The organism is Brachyspira hampsonii, assembly GCF_001746205.1.
Classification (GTDB): domain Bacteria; phylum Spirochaetota; class Brachyspiria; order Brachyspirales; family Brachyspiraceae; genus Brachyspira; species Brachyspira hampsonii_B.
Genome location: NZ_MDCO01000006.1, coordinates 84,591 through 101,169, shown reverse-complemented (window position 1 = coordinate 101,169; position 16,579 = coordinate 84,591). Strand labels below are relative to the sequence as shown.

The window sequence follows — 16,579 nt, the reverse complement described above, 5'->3', positions numbered from 1 at the left end:
TAAAATTTATTTTGGAATTTTACTTGATAAAATTAACATATTATGATAGAATATTGCAACTATATTCTATAATGTTATATTTGTTTATTTTAGATTCTTTATGAAAATTAAATAACATTAATATAAATAAAATTAATTAGGAGATATTACAAATGGATCAACAGATAAGATTAGTAGAAGCAAAATATAAAAAAGAAGCCATACTTCCTTTTGAAATTGGTGATACACTAAAAGTATGGGTAAAAATTATTGAAGGTGATAGAGAAAGACTACAGGCCTATGAAGGTACTGTTATTTCTATTCGCGGAAAAGGAATTAATAAAAGTTTTATCGTTAGAAAAATATCTTACGGCGTAGGTGTTGAAAGAATATTCTTATTGAATTCTCCTAGAATAGATCATGTTGATATCATAAGAAAAGCTAAAGTAAGAAGAGCTAAACTTTATTACCTTAGAAACAAAGTTGGTAAAAAGGCTCGCTTAGTAGAAAGATTAGGTGTAAAAATCCCTAAACATTCAGATTTAGTAAAAAATATTGCCGAAGAAAACAAAGCAGCAGAATAATATTATTTACAATTTTGTTATTTTAAGGAGAATTTTATGGGCTATAAGATAGTCGCTAGAGAACAATGGTCAGAAAAAGTTTTTATGATGAAAGTAGTAGCCCCAGATATAGCTAAACATCGTAAAGCAGGTAATTTTATAATATTCAGACTAGATGAAAAAGGTGAAAGAATACCCCTAACTATAGCTGATGCTGACGCAGAAGCTGGTACTATTACTATAGTTACTCAAAGTATAGGATATTCAACTGCTAAACTTATGGAGCTTCAAGTTGGTGATGAGATAATGGATGTTATAGGTCCTTTAGGTCAGCCTACTCATATAGAAAAAAAAGACGGAATAGTTTTAGGTGTTGGAGGAGGAGTTGGTATTGCTCCTTTACATCCTATTATGGAAGCACATCATAAAGCTGGAAACAAAGTTATTTCTATATTAGGGGCAAGAGATAAATCACTTATCATTATGGAAGATATGATGAAAAAAATATCTGATGAAGTTCTTATCTGTACTGACAATGGAAGTTACGGAGAAAAAGGTCTTGTAACTGACATGATTACTAGAATATATGAAAGAGGAGAAAAAATTTCAGAAGTTGTAGCTATAGGTCCTGCTATTATGATGAAATTTGTTTCTTTACTTACAAAAAAATATAATCTTCCTACAGTTGTAAGCTTAAACCCTATTATGATAGATGGTACAGGAATGTGCGGATGCTGCAGAGTAAAAGTAGGAAATGAAACTAAATTTGCATGCGTTGAAGGACCTGAATTTGACGGTCATTTAATTGATTTTGATCTTCTTATGAAAAGACAGGCTATGTACAAAAAAGAAGAGCATGAATGTAATTTAAAATTAGCTAATTAATATTTAATTATAAAAAGTTACAGTCTGATACAGATTGTAGCTTTTTTATAATAATATCTATTTATAACAATGAAATTACATGTTGATATTAATATTAAAAATATTATTCTGCAAAAATTTGAATGGGACAGTACATACTTTCAAATAACATTAAATATAAAAAATAATTACCCTATAAAAATAAAATTAGAAAATTTAAAGTTTAATCTTATTAATTCTCTAAATGAAAAATTTGCTTATATAGAATGTGATAATATATCAATAAAATCAAAAGAAACTAAAGATATTACTTTTAATATCATTTTATATAATAAAGAATTTTCAAATTTAATAAATAACTTTTTTAATTTAAAAAAATCAATATTTAAAATTCATGTAATAACCGGTAAATTAAAAATGTTTTCTATAATACCAATAAATTTAAAAAATTATGAGCATAATATTGATATACTTAATATTATAAAACATTTATATCATCAATAATAAATTATTACATATTACTATTTTTAGTTATATTTGTTATATAAATATGTATTAAATAAAGAAGGTATAATTTATGATTAAGAAAATAACTGTTATAGTCTCAATATTATCAATGCTATTTGTATTGTACTCATGTGAAACATTAAAATCATCGGCAAAAGAAATCACAAGAAGCTATATAGAAGAACATAAACCTGATGTAAGAGCAAAAAGTGCTAAAATATCAAGTGTAACATTAAAGGATATCACTTTAACTACTCTATTTGAAATAAAGAATAATTTGGATTTTGAAGTTCCTATAGATAAAGTTCAAATAGATCTTATTAATACTTCAGGAAAAACTTTTGCCACAGCTACTTCTGTAGAAACATTAAAAATACCTGCAAATCAGGCAAGAGATATTAATTTAGATTTTAAAGCAAAATATTTAGATGTATTTACAACAGCTTTTGATGCTATAAAATCAAAATCTTTTAAATGCGATGCTAAAATAACTTTAACATTTACTATATACGGAATGAAATTTGAATTCCCTTATACTAAAGAATTAACATTTAAAGAATAATGAAATTAATCAAAATATCAATTTTATTGTTAATTACAGTTCTATCATGCTCTAGAGTAAAGTCAGAGGCTGATAAAATTACGAGGGAATATATAGAAAAATATAAACCTGATATAACTATAAAATCTGCCTCTATATATAATATCACTTTATCAGATATTACATTAAATACATTACTTGAAATAAAAAATAATTTACCCTTTGAGCTTCCAATAGAAAAACTTGAAATAAATCTTATTAATTCTTCAGGTGATATATTTGCAAATTCAAAATCATCTGAAGAATCAGACATTATAAAAATTCCAGCCAATGATTCCAGAGAAATGAATATGAAGTCTAAAGTAAAGTATATGGATTTATTCCAAACAGCCTTTGATGCTATAAGGACAGAAAGTTATAAATGCAATGCTGATATAATACTAACCTTTAATGTTTATGGAATGAATTTCCAATTTAAATACAATGTAGAAATAAATTTTATAAAGTAGTACCTACTGTTTTAATATATCTCTTACAACATTAGCCCTTATCTCATCAACATTTCTATAATAACTGCTTTTTTCATATAAATGCTTTAAATGGGCATTCTTTCCAACAAAGACCATATAATATATAGTATCCAAACTTATATTATCAATAATCTCATAATAAATACCCAATCTAAGCCATAAGCTATAATTGATAAGTTCTCTATATTTTAAACTTCTTGCTGATAATAATACGGCATTGCTTCTGTATATTCTATCTTCAGCTTTTACCCTGTCAAGTTTTTTTATTCTATTTCTTATTTTCTTTTCTTTTTCGGATATCTCTTTAACTTTTTCTATAATAGTATCAAGTATAAACTTTTCGGTAACTCCTATCATAATATTATTTCTTATATTAAGCAGTCCGTTTTTCACATTAACTTCTAATCCCTTCTTATTACATTCGCTAATTATATAATCTATATTATCAGAAGTTTTCCAAGTAAGACAAGGAACAGCTATACAAACTTCAGCCATCATCGCTGTACCTATTATATTCGGAGAGCTTGTAAGAAATCCGAATTTCTTATCATATGCAAAATCTATTTGATGATCTAAAATGCTTTCTATTTCATAAGCTTTATTGAAGCAGCTCTCTAATTCTAAACCTCTTGCTATAGTTTGAATTTCTAAATGCTCATTAGAATTTATTAGTAAAGATATATCTTCATCTTCATCTGTAAATAATGAAGCATTCACTATATTCTTATTGCTGGGTATAGTAAGATTTTCTATAAGCATTCTAATATTGATAGAAGGAAGTTCAATAAGTTTTTTATATGACAAATTAAGATTTAATTTTTCTATATTAGATCTTAAAATATTTTCTGTATTTTTAAAATCTTCTTTATCCATATTATGAAAGAATCTAATACCATCTAAATTTCTGTAAATGGAAATTTTAGAATATAATACTATATTATCATCTTCGCCTTTTTTATATATCCAATTTGCTGTATTATTAACGGACATCTTTTTTTTCGCTCTTAGTTTTTTTAGATATTAAATCTTTTTTCAAATGTTCTAATTTATCTCTTATCAAAGCAGCTTCTTCGTATTTTTCTATTTTTATAAGAAGTTCTATTTCTTCTCTGTATTTATTAATTTTGGACTCTATATCTTTATTTGTTAAATTTCTGCTGGATATTTTTCCTATATGTTTATTTTCTCTATGTATTTTTTTAATATACCTGCTAAGTTCTGATTTAAAATATTCATAGCATTTAGGACATGATACTATACCTGTTTTTAGAAAATTATCTAAGGAATATCCGCAAACTTTACATATTTTATTAGAATTAGGAGTTTTCTTCTTTTTCTTTTTTGAAGGCAATGATTTATAATTCGGAAATATGGTATCGATATTATTAAATTCTAATTCCAAACATTTTTCTATAATATTGCCGTTTATTTCACATTCTTTGCATATAGAAATTTCTCTTCTTTCATTACCGATTATTTCTTGAATGTATAATACAGCTTTTTCTTTACCACATATATTGCACTTCAAAATATACCGCCCCTAATAACTTATTATCAAAATTTTATCATTGAATAAAAAAAAAAGCAAATAATTAATATGATTTTATCTTAATTTTATAAAAATATCTAAATCTTCTCTATTAGTTATCTTTATATTATCAGAAGAACATTCAGATATCTTTACATCTCCAAAATATTTACTATATATTTCAGCATCATCCGTAACTAAAACAGCATTTTTATCATTAATATACTTTTCAATGGCATACATGTAATTATCAAATTTAAATCCCTGAGGAGTTGCCGCCCTATAAAGATAAGTTCTGTCAATAGTATCTATTATAGTTTTATCTTCATTAACTTTTTTTATTGTATCCACAACCTTAGAAGCTAAAATAGCAGCATCATACTTTACAACATCTTCATATAACTGCATAATTTCCTTTTTCTTCACTAAAGGTCTTACCCCATCATGAATGAATACATAATCTGTTTTAATATCTTCTCTATGTTCATTTAGAAAACTCATAGCATTATATACTGAATATACCCTCTCTTTTCCGCCTACTATATAATGAATATTTTTCCTTATTTTTTCTTTTATGAGAGCTTCTTTTTCAATATATTTTTTTATATTTTTTATCTCCTCTTCAGCACTCACTAAAACAATATTATTAAAATTAAATTTAAGCATATTTATAAGAGTATGAATAAATATAGGCTTATTATCAACTTTTATAAATTGTTTTTTTACTTTACCTGAAAATCTTTTAGAACTTCCTGCTATTAATATTACTAAAGTTGTATTATTCATAAAATTTATTCTCTCGGCTGATTATTTTTTGTATTTTTATTTTTCAAATTCATTCTTTCTTCCTTACGCTTATGACTTTCCAATTTTTTCTCCTCTCTTAATTTATATCTTGCTTCTCTTCTAGCCTGTACTTCCTGTTTCATCTGTAATTTTTTAGCTTCTTTCTCTTTTTTCCTATTCTCATTATATTCTCTGCGTTCTTGATTTTTCTTCTCTCTCAATTCCTTCATCTCTTCAAGCTGCATTCTCCATTCAGCCCTTTCTAATTTTCTCTTTTCTTCTCTTTGTTTTTCTCTCTCTTCTCTCTCCTGCATTCTCTCTATCTTCTCAAGTTCTTTCTCTCTAAATAAAACAAGTTTAACAGGATCTTTTATTTTGCTCAATTTATCTCTCATCTTCTGAACATAATCTTTTCTCTTACCGATATTCTTAGGGAATAATCTAGCCCCTAAAGAATCCACAAATAATCTAGTCCTTAAAACAAGGCTGTTTTGTGTTTTCAAATTAATAACAGAAACCCAAGGAACTCTTAATATTATAGAAAGTGCTATTACGCCAGCCATAGTGTTTGAAAATAAATTGCCCCAAAATACTGACCAATATGATAAATATTTGCTTGTTAAAAGAATAAATATAAATCTCAAAAGCCATATTCTAAGTATGCTTATTATAAGAGGTATTCTAGTTCTTCCAAGTCCAATCAAAGCACCCTGAGAAACCATAGCCACTCCAAATCCCAATACCCCAAAAGCAAATATAGGAAGAGATTTATTAGCTACATATAAGTCCTCAGCCTGCCTAGTAAAAAGTATAGTAAGATGAGGCGTAAGAGGTATGATAATAGCTATAAGAATAATAGATGTAATAACTGACATTATAATTCCTGTATAACATGATTTCTTAGCTTTATCATTATATTTAGCACCTATATTCATACTAACCATTGTAGTAACAGCAGAACCAAAGGCAGCTGTAAAATTAAAGCATATATTAACTATATTATTAGATATACCCTGACCATTTAATACAGAAGCACCGTATTTTTCAACCTCTGTATTGATAAGAAAGAATCCTAAATTAGTTAAAAATGTATTGAGCATAGAAGGAATACCTATAATCATAAGCTCCTTCAATACTGTAGAATCAAATTTAAATTCTTTTAAAGATAATTTATCATCGCTTTTTTTTATGAATAAATCATAATACATCCAAACAGTTACAATAGAATAAGTGGAAAATGAAGCCAATACACTTCCTACTACACCCAAATGAAGCAAATAAACATATATAAAATTAAATAATACTTTCAAAAGAAGCAATATTATACTTCTTATAAGAGTAGCTTCCGGTTTACCATTAGCGTTTTTTATACCATTATACAAAGCAGCTAAAAATGTCATAGGCATAACAAAACTATATAAAGACAAATATGTAAATACATTCTCTTTAATATTAGGTAGAAGATTCATTGACACTAATATACTTACAACATATAGAGTAGGACCCATAGCAATTCCAAACATTACCCCTATAACAACTATTTGCGTGGATATTCTTTTTGCATTTTTAAAGTCTCCTAGTCCATTATACTGCCCCACTATAGCCATAGCAGCAACACCTAAACCTTGAGATAATGCTGTCATCATATTGATTATAGGTTCTGAAAAATGCACGCTGCTTGCTATAATAGTACCAGCAACATTATTAAGAAAAAGTCCGTCCATTAATGGTATCATAGACTGAACTATACTCATTATAAGAGTTGGAATAGAAAGCATTATTAAAGTATTACTAATAGGACCATGAAGAATCAAATCTCTTCTTGCCTCTGTAGACTGACTTTTAAAAAAACTAATCATATTTATCCTTTAAAATTTCTCGTATAAACAATATAACCGATTATTATATGTTTTATTTTATATTAAAAATAATTTTTTGCATAAATAAAATAAAAAAATTAATTTTTTTATTTATCACACAAGAGAATAATTATATCAATAATAGCAAATTTTTTAAATATATTTTTATAATAGAATTAGTTAAAAAGTATTATATAATTATTTTTTAGTAATTAAAAATACAGTGTTTAGTTTTATAAGCGTTTCTTTGCTATGAGAAGCATATAAAGTGATTCTTTGCATGCTGTACACATACTAAGTGATGCCTACTCCTGCTGCTTAAAGACTACATTTAGGCATGGACTAATACAACAAAGTAGCCTTTACTATAAGTACAGTAGGCAGGCATAAGAATACATATTTATATACTAAAACAATACACTATAAAACATTCTATTTTATAATTTCACAGTTAATCCTCTAAAGCAACTTTGAAACTAGTATATTATTTTTTATAAATAATTTTTCCATAATTTTTTATATCATTTAATAATTCATCATTTTCAATATTATTATAGGAAATTATATCGAATTTTAAAAGAGTAGGAAGGTCTGATAATTCTTCTTTTAACCTTTCGCAAAAAAGTAAATCAAACTCTCCGACTAAAGCCAAATCTATATCAGAATTATATTTTTCTTTATCAATCGCCCTAGATCCAAAAAGTATAACTTTTTCTATATTTTTATAAGAACTGCATATATTTCTTATACCTTCTTTTATATTTTCATCAAGCATTAATATTTATCCTTTAATCATTTAATTTATACAAAAAGAAATTATAAAGTTCATTCAATATTTTCAAATAATCATTTTCTATTCTTTTAATAACTTCCTTGAATTTAATAAAATCATAAGTATGTGAAAGCAAATTACGGCTTAACATCATATCAATAAAATCATCTTGACTTTTAATAATCTTTGCTGCGTATGCTTCTTTAAAAATATTTCTAGGTGATATATCTATATTATTTAAACTTCCATTATATTCTAAATAATCCTTCAAAGTTTTCCAAGCTAATTCATAAGTATATTCAAATCTTTGAACAACTCCTTCCTGTTCTAATAATGATAATTCATTTATTTCTTTTTCTTCAAATACACTTTTTAATAAATTAAAGGCTTTTTCAAAGTTATAAAATCTCTGTTTCCAGCGAATATTCTTAGACATAGTATTTCCAAATAATTTTTTATTGAATTACAATTATATAATTTAGTCTGTATTTATCAAGTTTTAAATTTGTTTTTACTACAACACTCTGAGATTTATTAACTTATTTTTATGTTAGTTTCAAAAGTTTTTAACTCACAATCTTTAATTTAAATTTGATGTTTTACTTACCGCACGCAGAATAAAATTAAAAATATAAATTTATTTTCAATTCAAATTTATTAATATTTTAAATATTTCTAACCGTGCGTTAAATAGGCTTTAAATTTAATAAAAACTTGGGCGGGTGTGCTTTAACAGTGTAAATATCAAATATAAACCAAATTGCTATCACAAACATAGCAATAAACTATAAAGGGCGGGGAATGAGAAAATTTTTTAAAACTTAAATTACATTTTCCCACCCTATAGTCTTGAAATACTTACTGATATTTTTATATTGTATTTATTTTTTTAATGTGAACAGTCATTTTAGCTGCCCACCCAAACGTTTTTTAATTTATAATATCACACAACGCACGCATAACAAAATTAAAAATATAGATTTTATTTGAAATTCAAATTTTACTATATTATAAAATTTCATTCTCCGTGCGGTGAGTTAAAATTCATTTGGACGGGTATTTTTTTTAAATTAAGTAAAAAAATTAACATAAACTTTATTTTAGTTAAAAACAAAAAAGCATAAAGGGGGGATTTTTATAAGCCACTCTATGCTTTATTATTTTTTAAATATAATTTTATAATACATTAGCAGCAAGCTCGGCAAGTTTTGAACGCTCTCCTTTTTCAAGTGTTACGGTACCGCTTAAAACTTCCGCTTTTGTGCGGTCTATTAAATAAGTAAGACCATTGTTTCTTTCGTCCAAATACGGAGTGTCTATCTGATGAATATCGCCTGTGAAAACTATTTTTGTACCTTCACCAGCTCTTGTTATAATAGTTTTTATTTCATGAGGCGTTAGGTTCTGAGCTTCATCTACTATAAAATATATTTTGTTCAAACTTCTTCCTCTTATATATGCCAAAGGAGATATAACTATCTTTTCATTTTCAAGCATTTTTTTAATGTTTTTGCTTTCATCACTGTCATCAGAATGTACATGCTGTATAACAGAAAGATTATCAAATAAAGGCTGCATATAAGGATCTAATTTACTGTTAATATCACCGGGTAGAAAGCCCAAATCTTTATTAGAAAGTGCAACTACAGGACGAGCTAAAAGTATTTGTCTGTACTCTCTTCTCTTTGCTAAAGCAGCTGCAAGTGCTAAAAGAGTTTTACCAGTACCAGCTTTACCCATTATGGTAACTAAAGGTATATCATTATCAAGTAAAACATCCAAAGCCATAGCCTGCTCTTCATTTCTAGGTTTTATTCCGTATGCATCTATATTTGTATCGACATGAACTATTGTTTTTGTATCATCTTTATATTTACCTATTACTGCCTCATCATCTTCTTTTACTCTGTAGCAGAAATATGTATTTGGATATATGGAATGCTCACCTTTTACTGCTATCTCTTTATTTTCATTAAGCTCTTTTATATAAATGAGTGCATTATCTCCAGATATGCTTTCTATACCTGTGAATAATGATGATAATTTTTCTATCTTGTCAGTATTATAGTCTTGTGTGTCAATACCTAAACTTCTGGCTTTCATTCTCATATTAATATCTTTAGTTATGAGAATTACACGCTGATTTTCGCATTTTATATTATAAGCACAGGATAATATTTTATGATCTGGAATGCTGTTTGAAAATATTTTTTTAAAATCATCTCTCTCTTCGTTATTAACATCTATAAATACTTTACTTTTATTATCAAGCAAAGCACCTTTTTTAAAAATATCTTTGGTTCCCTGAAGCTCTTCATTTTTCTCTACTATAACATCAAGCTCTCTTATAAACTCTCTGGCATTAAAATTGATTGTATCACTTCCTTTTTTAAACTTATCAACCTCTTCAAGTACGGTAATAGGTATAACTATATTTGTCTCTTCAAAAGAAAATATTGACTTAAAATCATGAAGTATTACATTAGTATCAAATACGAATACTTTTTTATTAGGTATAAAATTTTCTATCATTATCGCAAATCCTTTTTATTTGTATTTCACCTACTTATAGTATGATACATAAAAATAAAAAAAGCAAATTCATTTTAATATAAAAGATTATTAAATATATGTATTAATATTATACTTTTTAGGTATAATTATATATAACACATAATTATTTGATATAATTTAATTTTTCTGTAAAATACAAATAAATAAAAAACATAAGGAATAACTAAAATGAATATGGAAGAGTTTATTAAATACTGCAAAGATGGTAACCCCATATCAAGCGAAGATAAAGAATTATCACCGCTTTTATATGAATGCTCTCAGAATGCAATAAAAATAACTATGGAAATTAATAATAAATATCATACTACAGATGAGGTAAGAGAATTATTTGAAGAGCTTACAGGTGAAAAGGTAGACAAAAGTTTTACCTGCTTTCCTCCATTTTATACTGACTTTGGAAAAAATATAAAGATAGGAAAGAATGTATTTTTCAACTGCGGATGTTCATTTCAAGACAGAGGAGGAATTGTTATAGGTGATAATGTATTTATAGGAATGAATGCTACTATTTCAACCCTAAATCATGGAATAGAAGTAGAATACAGAAGCACAACTTACCCAAAAAAAGTAGTAATTGGAAATAATGTATGGATAGGTTCAGGAGCACATATACTTGCAGGAGTAACTATAGGTGATAACTCTATAATAGCAGCTGGTGCTTTAGTTAATAAAGATGTACCTTCAAATGTGATAGTAGGAGGAATACCATCCAAAGTTATAAAAGAAATAAACAAACTAAAATATAAAAATTAAGGAGAGTTTATCATGAAAAAAACAATATCATCAATTTTATTATTACTATCATTTATAATTTCTTGTAATAATAACAGCACACAAAATAATCAAAACAAAGGAGAAAATAATATGGACACTAGAGTATTTACAGTTTACACAAATATTGAAATGAAAGAAGTAAGATTCAAAAATCGTTATGGCATAGAAATAGCAGGACATTTATATTTGCCTCAAGACTACAGTAACAAAAAAAATCCTGCTTTAGTAGTATCAGGACCATTCGGAGCAGTTAAGGAGCAGGCATCTGGTTTATACGCTCAGGAAATGGCTAGCAATGGTTTTGTAGCATTAGCTTTTGATCCATCTTTTACAGGTGAAAGCGGCGGAGAAGTTAGAAATAATGCTTCGCCTGATATATTCACAGAAGATTACAGTGCTGCTGTAGATTATTTAGGTTTGCTTAATTATGTAGACAGAAACCGTATTGGAGCAATAGGTATATGCGGACTTTCTGGTATGGCTATAACTGCTGCTGGTACTGATACTAGAATTAAAGCCGTAGCAACTGCTTCAATGTATGACATGTCAAGAGATATGAGCAAAGGACATCAAGACTATTATACAAAAGAGCAGAGAAGAAAAATAAGAGAATATTTAAGCGAGCAGCGTTGGAAAGATGCTGAAAATGGAAATTATGCTTTAGGTAATCATGAGCCTACTTTTGATGAAAACAACAATATACAGGCTTCTGCTATGGTTGTACCTGAAGAACTTCCAGAAAATGCTGATCCTGTATTTGCTGCCTTTTACAATTATTATGCAAAAAGAGCTTATCACCCTCGTGCTATAAACTTTGTTACTTCTTGGACTGCCACTATGCCTTTTTCTTTCTGGAACTTTAATTTAATGGATAATCTTGGGGATTTGGATACTACTCCTGTACTTTTAATAGCAGGAGACAAAGCACATTCAAGATATTATTCTGAAGATGTTTATAATGAAATATTAGGAAATAATAAAGAATTAGTAATAATAGAAGACGCAGATCATGTTTCATTATATGATGATATGTCAAAAATACCTTTTGAGAGAATAACACAGTTTTTTAATGACAATCTAAAATAATATACATCTAATCATTAATTAATAAAACTCTCAAGTATTAATTTTCTTGGGAGTTTTTTATTATATATCTCTCAAAATCAACTATTTTTATTAATTTCAAGTTCTTCTAAATATTTAAAAGCATAAGGAAAATCTGAATAGCTTTTAGTATGTATATCTGAATAATTAGGCACTTTTTGATTATGTTCTTTTAAATATTTATTTACAGCCTTATCATGATTGTTTTGAAATACTTTATCCCAATGTTTAAATACATCATCTTTAATTATTTGTTTATCTTTTCTTTCATCATAATAATATTCAAGCCAGCTTTCCAATGCCTGATAATTAAGTATAAATATACTAGAATTAATATTGCCGTATAATTGCAGACACTTATTAAATTTTTTTCTTAAATCTTCTACATGGTTAAGTTCAGCATTATCACAGTCAGTTATAAACACAATTATTTTTCCCAAACCATATTCATTCATAGTTGAAGTTCTATTTGTTATAAAATCTACTATTTTATTTATTTCTTTATTTTTTTGTTCATCATCTTTAATATTTGCACTTAATTGATGTGTTTGAGCATAACCATGATATTTTATTTTATCATTAAGTTTTTCATTTACATATTTTTTGAAATATTCAAATTCGGTTTCCCCTGGTGAAAAACAATATAAATAATATTTTTTATTATTTAAAATATTTAGTATTTGTTTCTTCCTCATTTATTTATATCCTCATCAATAAAAAACTTTGAAGGAACTTCAAATAATCTGGAGTTGTACTTTGCTTTTAAGCTGTTTCTTTTATACTCTTTTTCTAAATCATCTCTTTTTAAATCTTCAAAATCAGAAGCACAGTATAATTCGCTTTTATTATCTTCTTTGTTTATAAACCAATAATGATTTAACAATGTATTTTTAAGGCTCATTAAATTTGTATCATGAGTGGATAATATTAATTGAGCTGTAGGATTATCCAAATCTTCAAACATATTTTTTTGAAACAAACTTATAACAAGCTCTAAAAGTTCAGATTGCACACCTTGAAATTCATCTAGTACACATAAAATTCCGCTTCTTAAAGCACCTAAAATGCCAAATAAATTATTAGCATAATTTTTTGTCCCATCAGACTCTACTTTTCTAAAATCGGCTTCATAATCTTTATGAATGGAAATTAATTTGTATTTATTTCGTTCAAATAAAACATTTTCCATATAATTAGTACTTATTTTATAATTATTATTTTCAATAACTTTTATATCATCTATCCCTACATCAGCAAGAGAGATAAGTTTTTTATATATATTCCAAAGTCCTGAATTCTTTAATATAGAATATACATTATCAATATCACTAAACAATGCTTCTGAAAAATTTATGAATGCATATGAAAAAAAATTTTTTACAAATATATTTTGATAGTTTTTTATATTTTTTCTATAATCGTCAACACTATAACAATATGCCATAACTGTAATTTGATTTGGTATACCTTTAATATTGATAAAAAAGTCATTTCCATTTACTATATTACTATTATTTCTTTCAAAGACTATATTATTATTTTCTTTTAACAATTCATATTCTATTTTTTTATTTTTATTATCTAATATTATTTTATAGAAAAATAAAATATTATTATAATAAAATTCTAATGTGAATTCTGTATTTTCATCTTTACCATAAATCATATTTGGTATAAATAAATATTTATAATTTGCAGGGGTATCATGATATATATTAACATTAGTTAAATATCGAATGGCATTTAATAAATTAGATTTTCCGCTTCCATTATGTCCGTATAGTATGCATAATTTGGATATATAATCATCATTTATTTTATATACAAAAGGATTATTTTCTACTTCTTCTCTGCTCTTGTCATTAACTTCTATACGCATATCAAGAGTAACTTCATCATAAAATGATTTATAGTTCTTGGCACTAAAACTTACAAGCATTTATTTTCCCACTTTACTATAAAAAACTATTATATATTTCGGAATAAAAAATATTTTTATATAATAAATTTTATCATATATAGATTAAGTCTAGTATTTTTTAATTATCAATTCTCTTATAAACCTCATCAATACTGCCTTGAAGCTCAATAGTCTTTCCAATAACGGCAATAACTTTATGTATATGCCTAATGTCATTAAGAGTAAGAGTTTCATGAGCCTTTATATATTTTTCTATAGGCTTGCAGCCTCCGATTGAATAATTGTATACTTCTTCAATTATATTATAGAAATATTGATAATAATTGATTTTTATTGTTTAAAAGTATCAAATAATATTGTAACCGCCTGCAATTGTATAAGGAAAGACAATAATTACATTTTTTATCAAATGCCAATCTTTAGCAGGCGATTATAATCTGATTAAAGCTGCGGAGTAAACCTCAAGCCAAACTGTAAACCAATATCAAATGTATCAATTTTACTTTTATACCAATCATAAAAATAGGAATCATAAATAATATTTTCCTTCTCAATATTAAAATCATATCCTAAATAAGCTCCAATATTAAAAGCAATTTTCTCATTGAAATAAATAGAATATTCAAATGTAACTTTAAAATAAGGTATAACATCACTTTTTAATAATTTACCTATATTATTTCCATAAAAATTCTCATTATGAGTTACAGTTGTTTCTGTACCGCTAGAAGTTCTATATGTTTTCTCGTAGTCATGGGTTAATGCAAAAGGCACTTTAACACCAATACCTATACCTAAAGAAAATGCCCCAAAATTAAATTTAGGAAGCACCCCAATTTGAAATCCATGTATATACATGCTGTCTTTTGTACTAACAGTATCACCTAATACAGATGATGAGCTATAAATTTTATAACTGTCATAGCTATATCCTATATCTCCAAGTATGCTGAAAGCCCATTTATTAAAGACAAACATATACCCAAGTTTTACATTAACACCAGAATCAAACCCTATTTTTGAAAAAATATCGTTTCCATCTCCCCCGCCGAACGACATACCTACTGGTACATTCAATATAGCTTCAAAACTTCCTTTAGCAAAAGAATATGAATTAAATGCTAATAAAGCACATGTAATTAATAAAATTTTTTTTAGATGTTTCATAAATAATATCCTCAATTTATTATAATAAAATTATATAAAAAAATGATAATTTGTCAAAGATTAATTTTTTAAATAAAGTTATTTAAATAACTTTATTGACCGAAAAATATATAGATAAAATAATTTCAGTATATAAAGCTGCACATATTTATTATTGAAAACAATTTAATAAAGCAATATTATATTATAAAAAACTTTTATTCATTCTTTCCAAAAATATTTTTGAAGCCCTTGAAAACTCCTGATTTTTCTTCCATACAACATTAAGACCAGATTCTAATTTAGGCTTTAATGGCAAAAAACATATATCTTCATTATGCATATTATCTATGAGCCTATCCAAAGCAAAAGCATACCCCATACCCTCGCGTACCATAATCAATGCATTGTAAATTAAATTATAAGTAGCAGCTATCTCTAAACCGCTTAAACTTCCTCCCAACCATTTTAAAAAATCATTATTCTGCATATCATTTTGAATAGTCTGTCTTGATACTATTAATGGAATATTATATAAATCTTTTTTTACTATATACTTTTTTTGTGCCAGCTTTGAATCTCTTCTCATAATAATACCCCAAGTATCTTTGGCAGGCATTTTTAAATAATCATATTTTGACAAATCGGCAGGATCTATCAATACACCGAAATCTAATAATCCTTTGTCTAGCTTCTCCGTAATATCTTCAGAATTTCCGCTGTAAATATTATATTTTATATGAGGATAGTCTTTTTGCATATCCCGCATAATAGAGGCAAGCAATGCAATAGCCCAAGTCTCCCCTGCCCCTATAAATATATCGCCTGCTATTAATTCATCAGTAAAATTGAACTCAGCCCTTGTTTTATCTATCATATTTAATATTTCTTCTGCTCTTTTTTTAAGTAAAATACCCTCTGGAGTAAGCTCTATATTATTATGTTTTCTTTCAAATAATTTATGCCCTATATCTCTTTCTAGCATGTTTATCTGACGCGATAAATTAGGCTGTGTTAAATTAAGATATTTTGCAGCCTTTGTGATGTTTCCTTCTCTTACTGTAGTTAAAAAATATTTTAAAGCTCTTATCTCCATATATTTAAATCTCCTTTATTTATTATAATACA

At 26.4% G+C, this 16,579-nt stretch carries 18 protein-coding genes; 7 read left to right on the top strand and 11 right to left on the bottom strand.

What is annotated here, in order from left to right; genetic code table 11:
* The first annotated feature begins 152 nt into the window (after positions 1–152).
* The 5 genes from rplS (at position 153) to BFL38_RS03535 (ending at position 2,963) form a co-directional block, all read left to right on the top strand.
* Positions 153–563, top strand: a complete 411-nt coding sequence (gene rplS, locus BFL38_RS03555; protein ID WP_008723195.1) for a 50S ribosomal protein L19 — start codon at positions 153–155, stop codon at positions 561–563.
* A gap of 36 nt (positions 564–599) precedes the next feature.
* Positions 600–1,427, top strand: coding sequence for a sulfide/dihydroorotate dehydrogenase-like FAD/NAD-binding protein (locus BFL38_RS03550; protein ID WP_069725764.1), 828 nt, complete (start codon positions 600–602; stop codon positions 1,425–1,427).
* 69 nt (positions 1,428–1,496) lie between these two features.
* A complete protein-coding gene (locus BFL38_RS03545) occupies positions 1,497–1,910 on the top strand; it encodes a hypothetical protein (protein WP_069725763.1) in 414 nt (137 codons plus the stop codon).
* 73 nt (positions 1,911–1,983) lie between these two features.
* Positions 1,984–2,475 (top strand): LEA type 2 family protein, encoded by a 492-nt coding sequence (locus BFL38_RS03540; RefSeq protein WP_069725762.1) that lies wholly within the window; start codon positions 1,984–1,986, stop codon positions 2,473–2,475.
* The gene (locus tag BFL38_RS03535) at positions 2,475–2,963 is read left to right on the top strand and encodes a hypothetical protein (RefSeq protein ID WP_069725761.1); all 489 of its coding nucleotides are present in this window, start codon (positions 2,475–2,477) and stop codon (positions 2,961–2,963) included. Before BFL38_RS03540 ends, BFL38_RS03535 begins: the two co-directional genes overlap by 1 nt.
* Positions 2,964–2,966: 3 nt before the next feature.
* Here the strand turns inward: BFL38_RS03535 and BFL38_RS03530 are convergent, their stop codons facing one another.
* From BFL38_RS03530 to BFL38_RS03500, 7 genes are all read right to left on the bottom strand, one after another.
* Positions 2,967–3,974: a guanido phosphotransferase gene (locus BFL38_RS03530; RefSeq protein WP_069725760.1), complete on the bottom strand. Its 1,008-nt coding sequence runs from the start codon at positions 3,972–3,974 to the stop codon at positions 2,967–2,969.
* The gene (locus tag BFL38_RS03525) at positions 3,964–4,512 is read right to left on the bottom strand and encodes an excinuclease ABC subunit B (protein ID WP_069725759.1); all 549 of its coding nucleotides are present in this window, start codon (positions 4,510–4,512) and stop codon (positions 3,964–3,966) included. Before BFL38_RS03525 ends, BFL38_RS03530 begins: the two co-directional genes overlap by 11 nt.
* A 75-nt stretch (positions 4,513–4,587) precedes the next feature.
* Positions 4,588–5,298 carry an IspD/TarI family cytidylyltransferase gene (locus BFL38_RS03520; RefSeq protein ID WP_069725758.1) on the bottom strand — a complete coding sequence of 237 codons (711 nt, stop codon included), beginning with the start codon at positions 5,296–5,298 and terminating at the stop codon, positions 4,588–4,590.
* Positions 5,299–5,303: 5 nt separating this feature from the next.
* Positions 5,304–7,157 (bottom strand): MATE family efflux transporter, encoded by a 1,854-nt coding sequence (locus BFL38_RS03515; RefSeq protein WP_069725757.1) that lies wholly within the window; start codon positions 7,155–7,157, stop codon positions 5,304–5,306.
* A 484-nt stretch (positions 7,158–7,641) separates the two neighbouring features.
* Positions 7,642–7,932, bottom strand: a complete 291-nt coding sequence (locus BFL38_RS03510; protein WP_069725756.1) for a nucleotidyltransferase domain-containing protein — start codon at positions 7,930–7,932, stop codon at positions 7,642–7,644.
* A gap of 13 nt (positions 7,933–7,945) precedes the next feature.
* Positions 7,946–8,365: a nucleotidyltransferase substrate binding protein gene (locus BFL38_RS03505; RefSeq protein ID WP_069725755.1), complete on the bottom strand. Its 420-nt coding sequence runs from the start codon at positions 8,363–8,365 to the stop codon at positions 7,946–7,948.
* Between the two features lie 740 nt (positions 8,366–9,105).
* Entirely contained in the window at positions 9,106–10,461 is a 1,356-nt protein-coding gene (locus BFL38_RS03500) for a PhoH family protein (protein ID WP_069725754.1), read from the bottom strand.
* 210 nt (positions 10,462–10,671) lie between these two features.
* On the opposite strand from BFL38_RS03500, the gene BFL38_RS03495 reads away from it, so the two are divergent.
* A complete protein-coding gene (locus BFL38_RS03495) occupies positions 10,672–11,259 on the top strand; it encodes a DapH/DapD/GlmU-related protein (protein WP_069725753.1) in 588 nt (195 codons plus the stop codon).
* 12 nt (positions 11,260–11,271) lie between these two features.
* Positions 11,272–12,366: an alpha/beta hydrolase gene (locus BFL38_RS03490; RefSeq protein WP_069725752.1), complete on the top strand. Its 1,095-nt coding sequence runs from the start codon at positions 11,272–11,274 to the stop codon at positions 12,364–12,366.
* Positions 12,367–12,443: 77 nt separating this feature from the next.
* Here BFL38_RS03490 and BFL38_RS03485 read toward each other — a convergent pair whose 3' ends face one another.
* The 4 genes from BFL38_RS03485 to BFL38_RS03470 form a co-directional block, all read right to left on the bottom strand.
* On the bottom strand, positions 12,444–13,079 hold the full coding sequence (locus tag BFL38_RS03485) for a hypothetical protein (RefSeq protein ID WP_069725751.1): 636 nt from the start codon (positions 13,077–13,079) through the stop codon (positions 12,444–12,446).
* Positions 13,076–14,323, bottom strand: a complete 1,248-nt coding sequence (locus BFL38_RS03480) for an AAA family ATPase (RefSeq protein ID WP_069725750.1) — start codon at positions 14,321–14,323, stop codon at positions 13,076–13,078. Before BFL38_RS03480 ends, BFL38_RS03485 begins: the two co-directional genes overlap by 4 nt.
* A gap of 423 nt (positions 14,324–14,746) precedes the next feature.
* On the bottom strand, positions 14,747–15,472 hold the full coding sequence (locus BFL38_RS03475; protein ID WP_069725749.1) for a hypothetical protein: 726 nt from the start codon (positions 15,470–15,472) through the stop codon (positions 14,747–14,749).
* Positions 15,473–15,656: 184 nt separating this feature from the next.
* A complete protein-coding gene (locus BFL38_RS03470; RefSeq protein ID WP_069725748.1) occupies positions 15,657–16,547 on the bottom strand; it encodes a LysR family transcriptional regulator in 891 nt (296 codons plus the stop codon).
* Between the last annotated feature and the right edge of the window lie 32 nt (positions 16,548–16,579).

What these genes read in the sequence shown, in the direction of transcription:
- BFL38_RS03510 (WP_069725756.1), bottom strand. Translation starts at nt 7,932, where the DNA reads ATGCTTGATGAAAATATAAAAGAAGGTATAAGAAATATATGCAGTTCT.
- BFL38_RS03530 (WP_069725760.1), bottom strand. Translation starts at nt 3,974, where the DNA reads ATGTCCGTTAATAATACAGCAAATTGGATATATAAAAAAGGCGAAGAT.
- BFL38_RS03470 (WP_069725748.1), bottom strand. Translation starts at nt 16,547, where the DNA reads ATGGAGATAAGAGCTTTAAAATATTTTTTAACTACAGTAAGAGAAGGA.
- BFL38_RS03500 (WP_069725754.1), bottom strand. Translation starts at nt 10,461, where the DNA reads ATGATAGAAAATTTTATACCTAATAAAAAAGTATTCGTATTTGATACT.
- BFL38_RS03520 (WP_069725758.1), bottom strand. Translation starts at nt 5,298, where the DNA reads ATGAATAATACAACTTTAGTAATATTAATAGCAGGAAGTTCTAAAAGA.
- BFL38_RS03495 (WP_069725753.1), top strand. Translation starts at nt 10,672, where the DNA reads ATGAATATGGAAGAGTTTATTAAATACTGCAAAGATGGTAACCCCATA.
- BFL38_RS03485 (WP_069725751.1), bottom strand. Translation starts at nt 13,079, where the DNA reads ATGAGGAAGAAACAAATACTAAATATTTTAAATAATAAAAAATATTAT.
- BFL38_RS03515 (WP_069725757.1), bottom strand. Translation starts at nt 7,157, where the DNA reads ATGATTAGTTTTTTTAAAAGTCAGTCTACAGAGGCAAGAAGAGATTTG.
- BFL38_RS03535 (WP_069725761.1), top strand. Translation starts at nt 2,475, where the DNA reads ATGAAATTAATCAAAATATCAATTTTATTGTTAATTACAGTTCTATCA.
- BFL38_RS03480 (WP_069725750.1), bottom strand. Translation starts at nt 14,323, where the DNA reads ATGCTTGTAAGTTTTAGTGCCAAGAACTATAAATCATTTTATGATGAA.
- BFL38_RS03475 (WP_069725749.1), bottom strand. Translation starts at nt 15,472, where the DNA reads ATGAAACATCTAAAAAAAATTTTATTAATTACATGTGCTTTATTAGCA.
- BFL38_RS03550 (WP_069725764.1), top strand. Translation starts at nt 600, where the DNA reads ATGGGCTATAAGATAGTCGCTAGAGAACAATGGTCAGAAAAAGTTTTT.
- rplS (WP_008723195.1), top strand. Translation starts at nt 153, where the DNA reads ATGGATCAACAGATAAGATTAGTAGAAGCAAAATATAAAAAAGAAGCC.
- BFL38_RS03490 (WP_069725752.1), top strand. Translation starts at nt 11,272, where the DNA reads ATGAAAAAAACAATATCATCAATTTTATTATTACTATCATTTATAATT.
- BFL38_RS03540 (WP_069725762.1), top strand. Translation starts at nt 1,984, where the DNA reads ATGATTAAGAAAATAACTGTTATAGTCTCAATATTATCAATGCTATTT.
- BFL38_RS03505 (WP_069725755.1), bottom strand. Translation starts at nt 8,365, where the DNA reads ATGTCTAAGAATATTCGCTGGAAACAGAGATTTTATAACTTTGAAAAA.
- BFL38_RS03545 (WP_069725763.1), top strand. Translation starts at nt 1,497, where the DNA reads ATGAAATTACATGTTGATATTAATATTAAAAATATTATTCTGCAAAAA.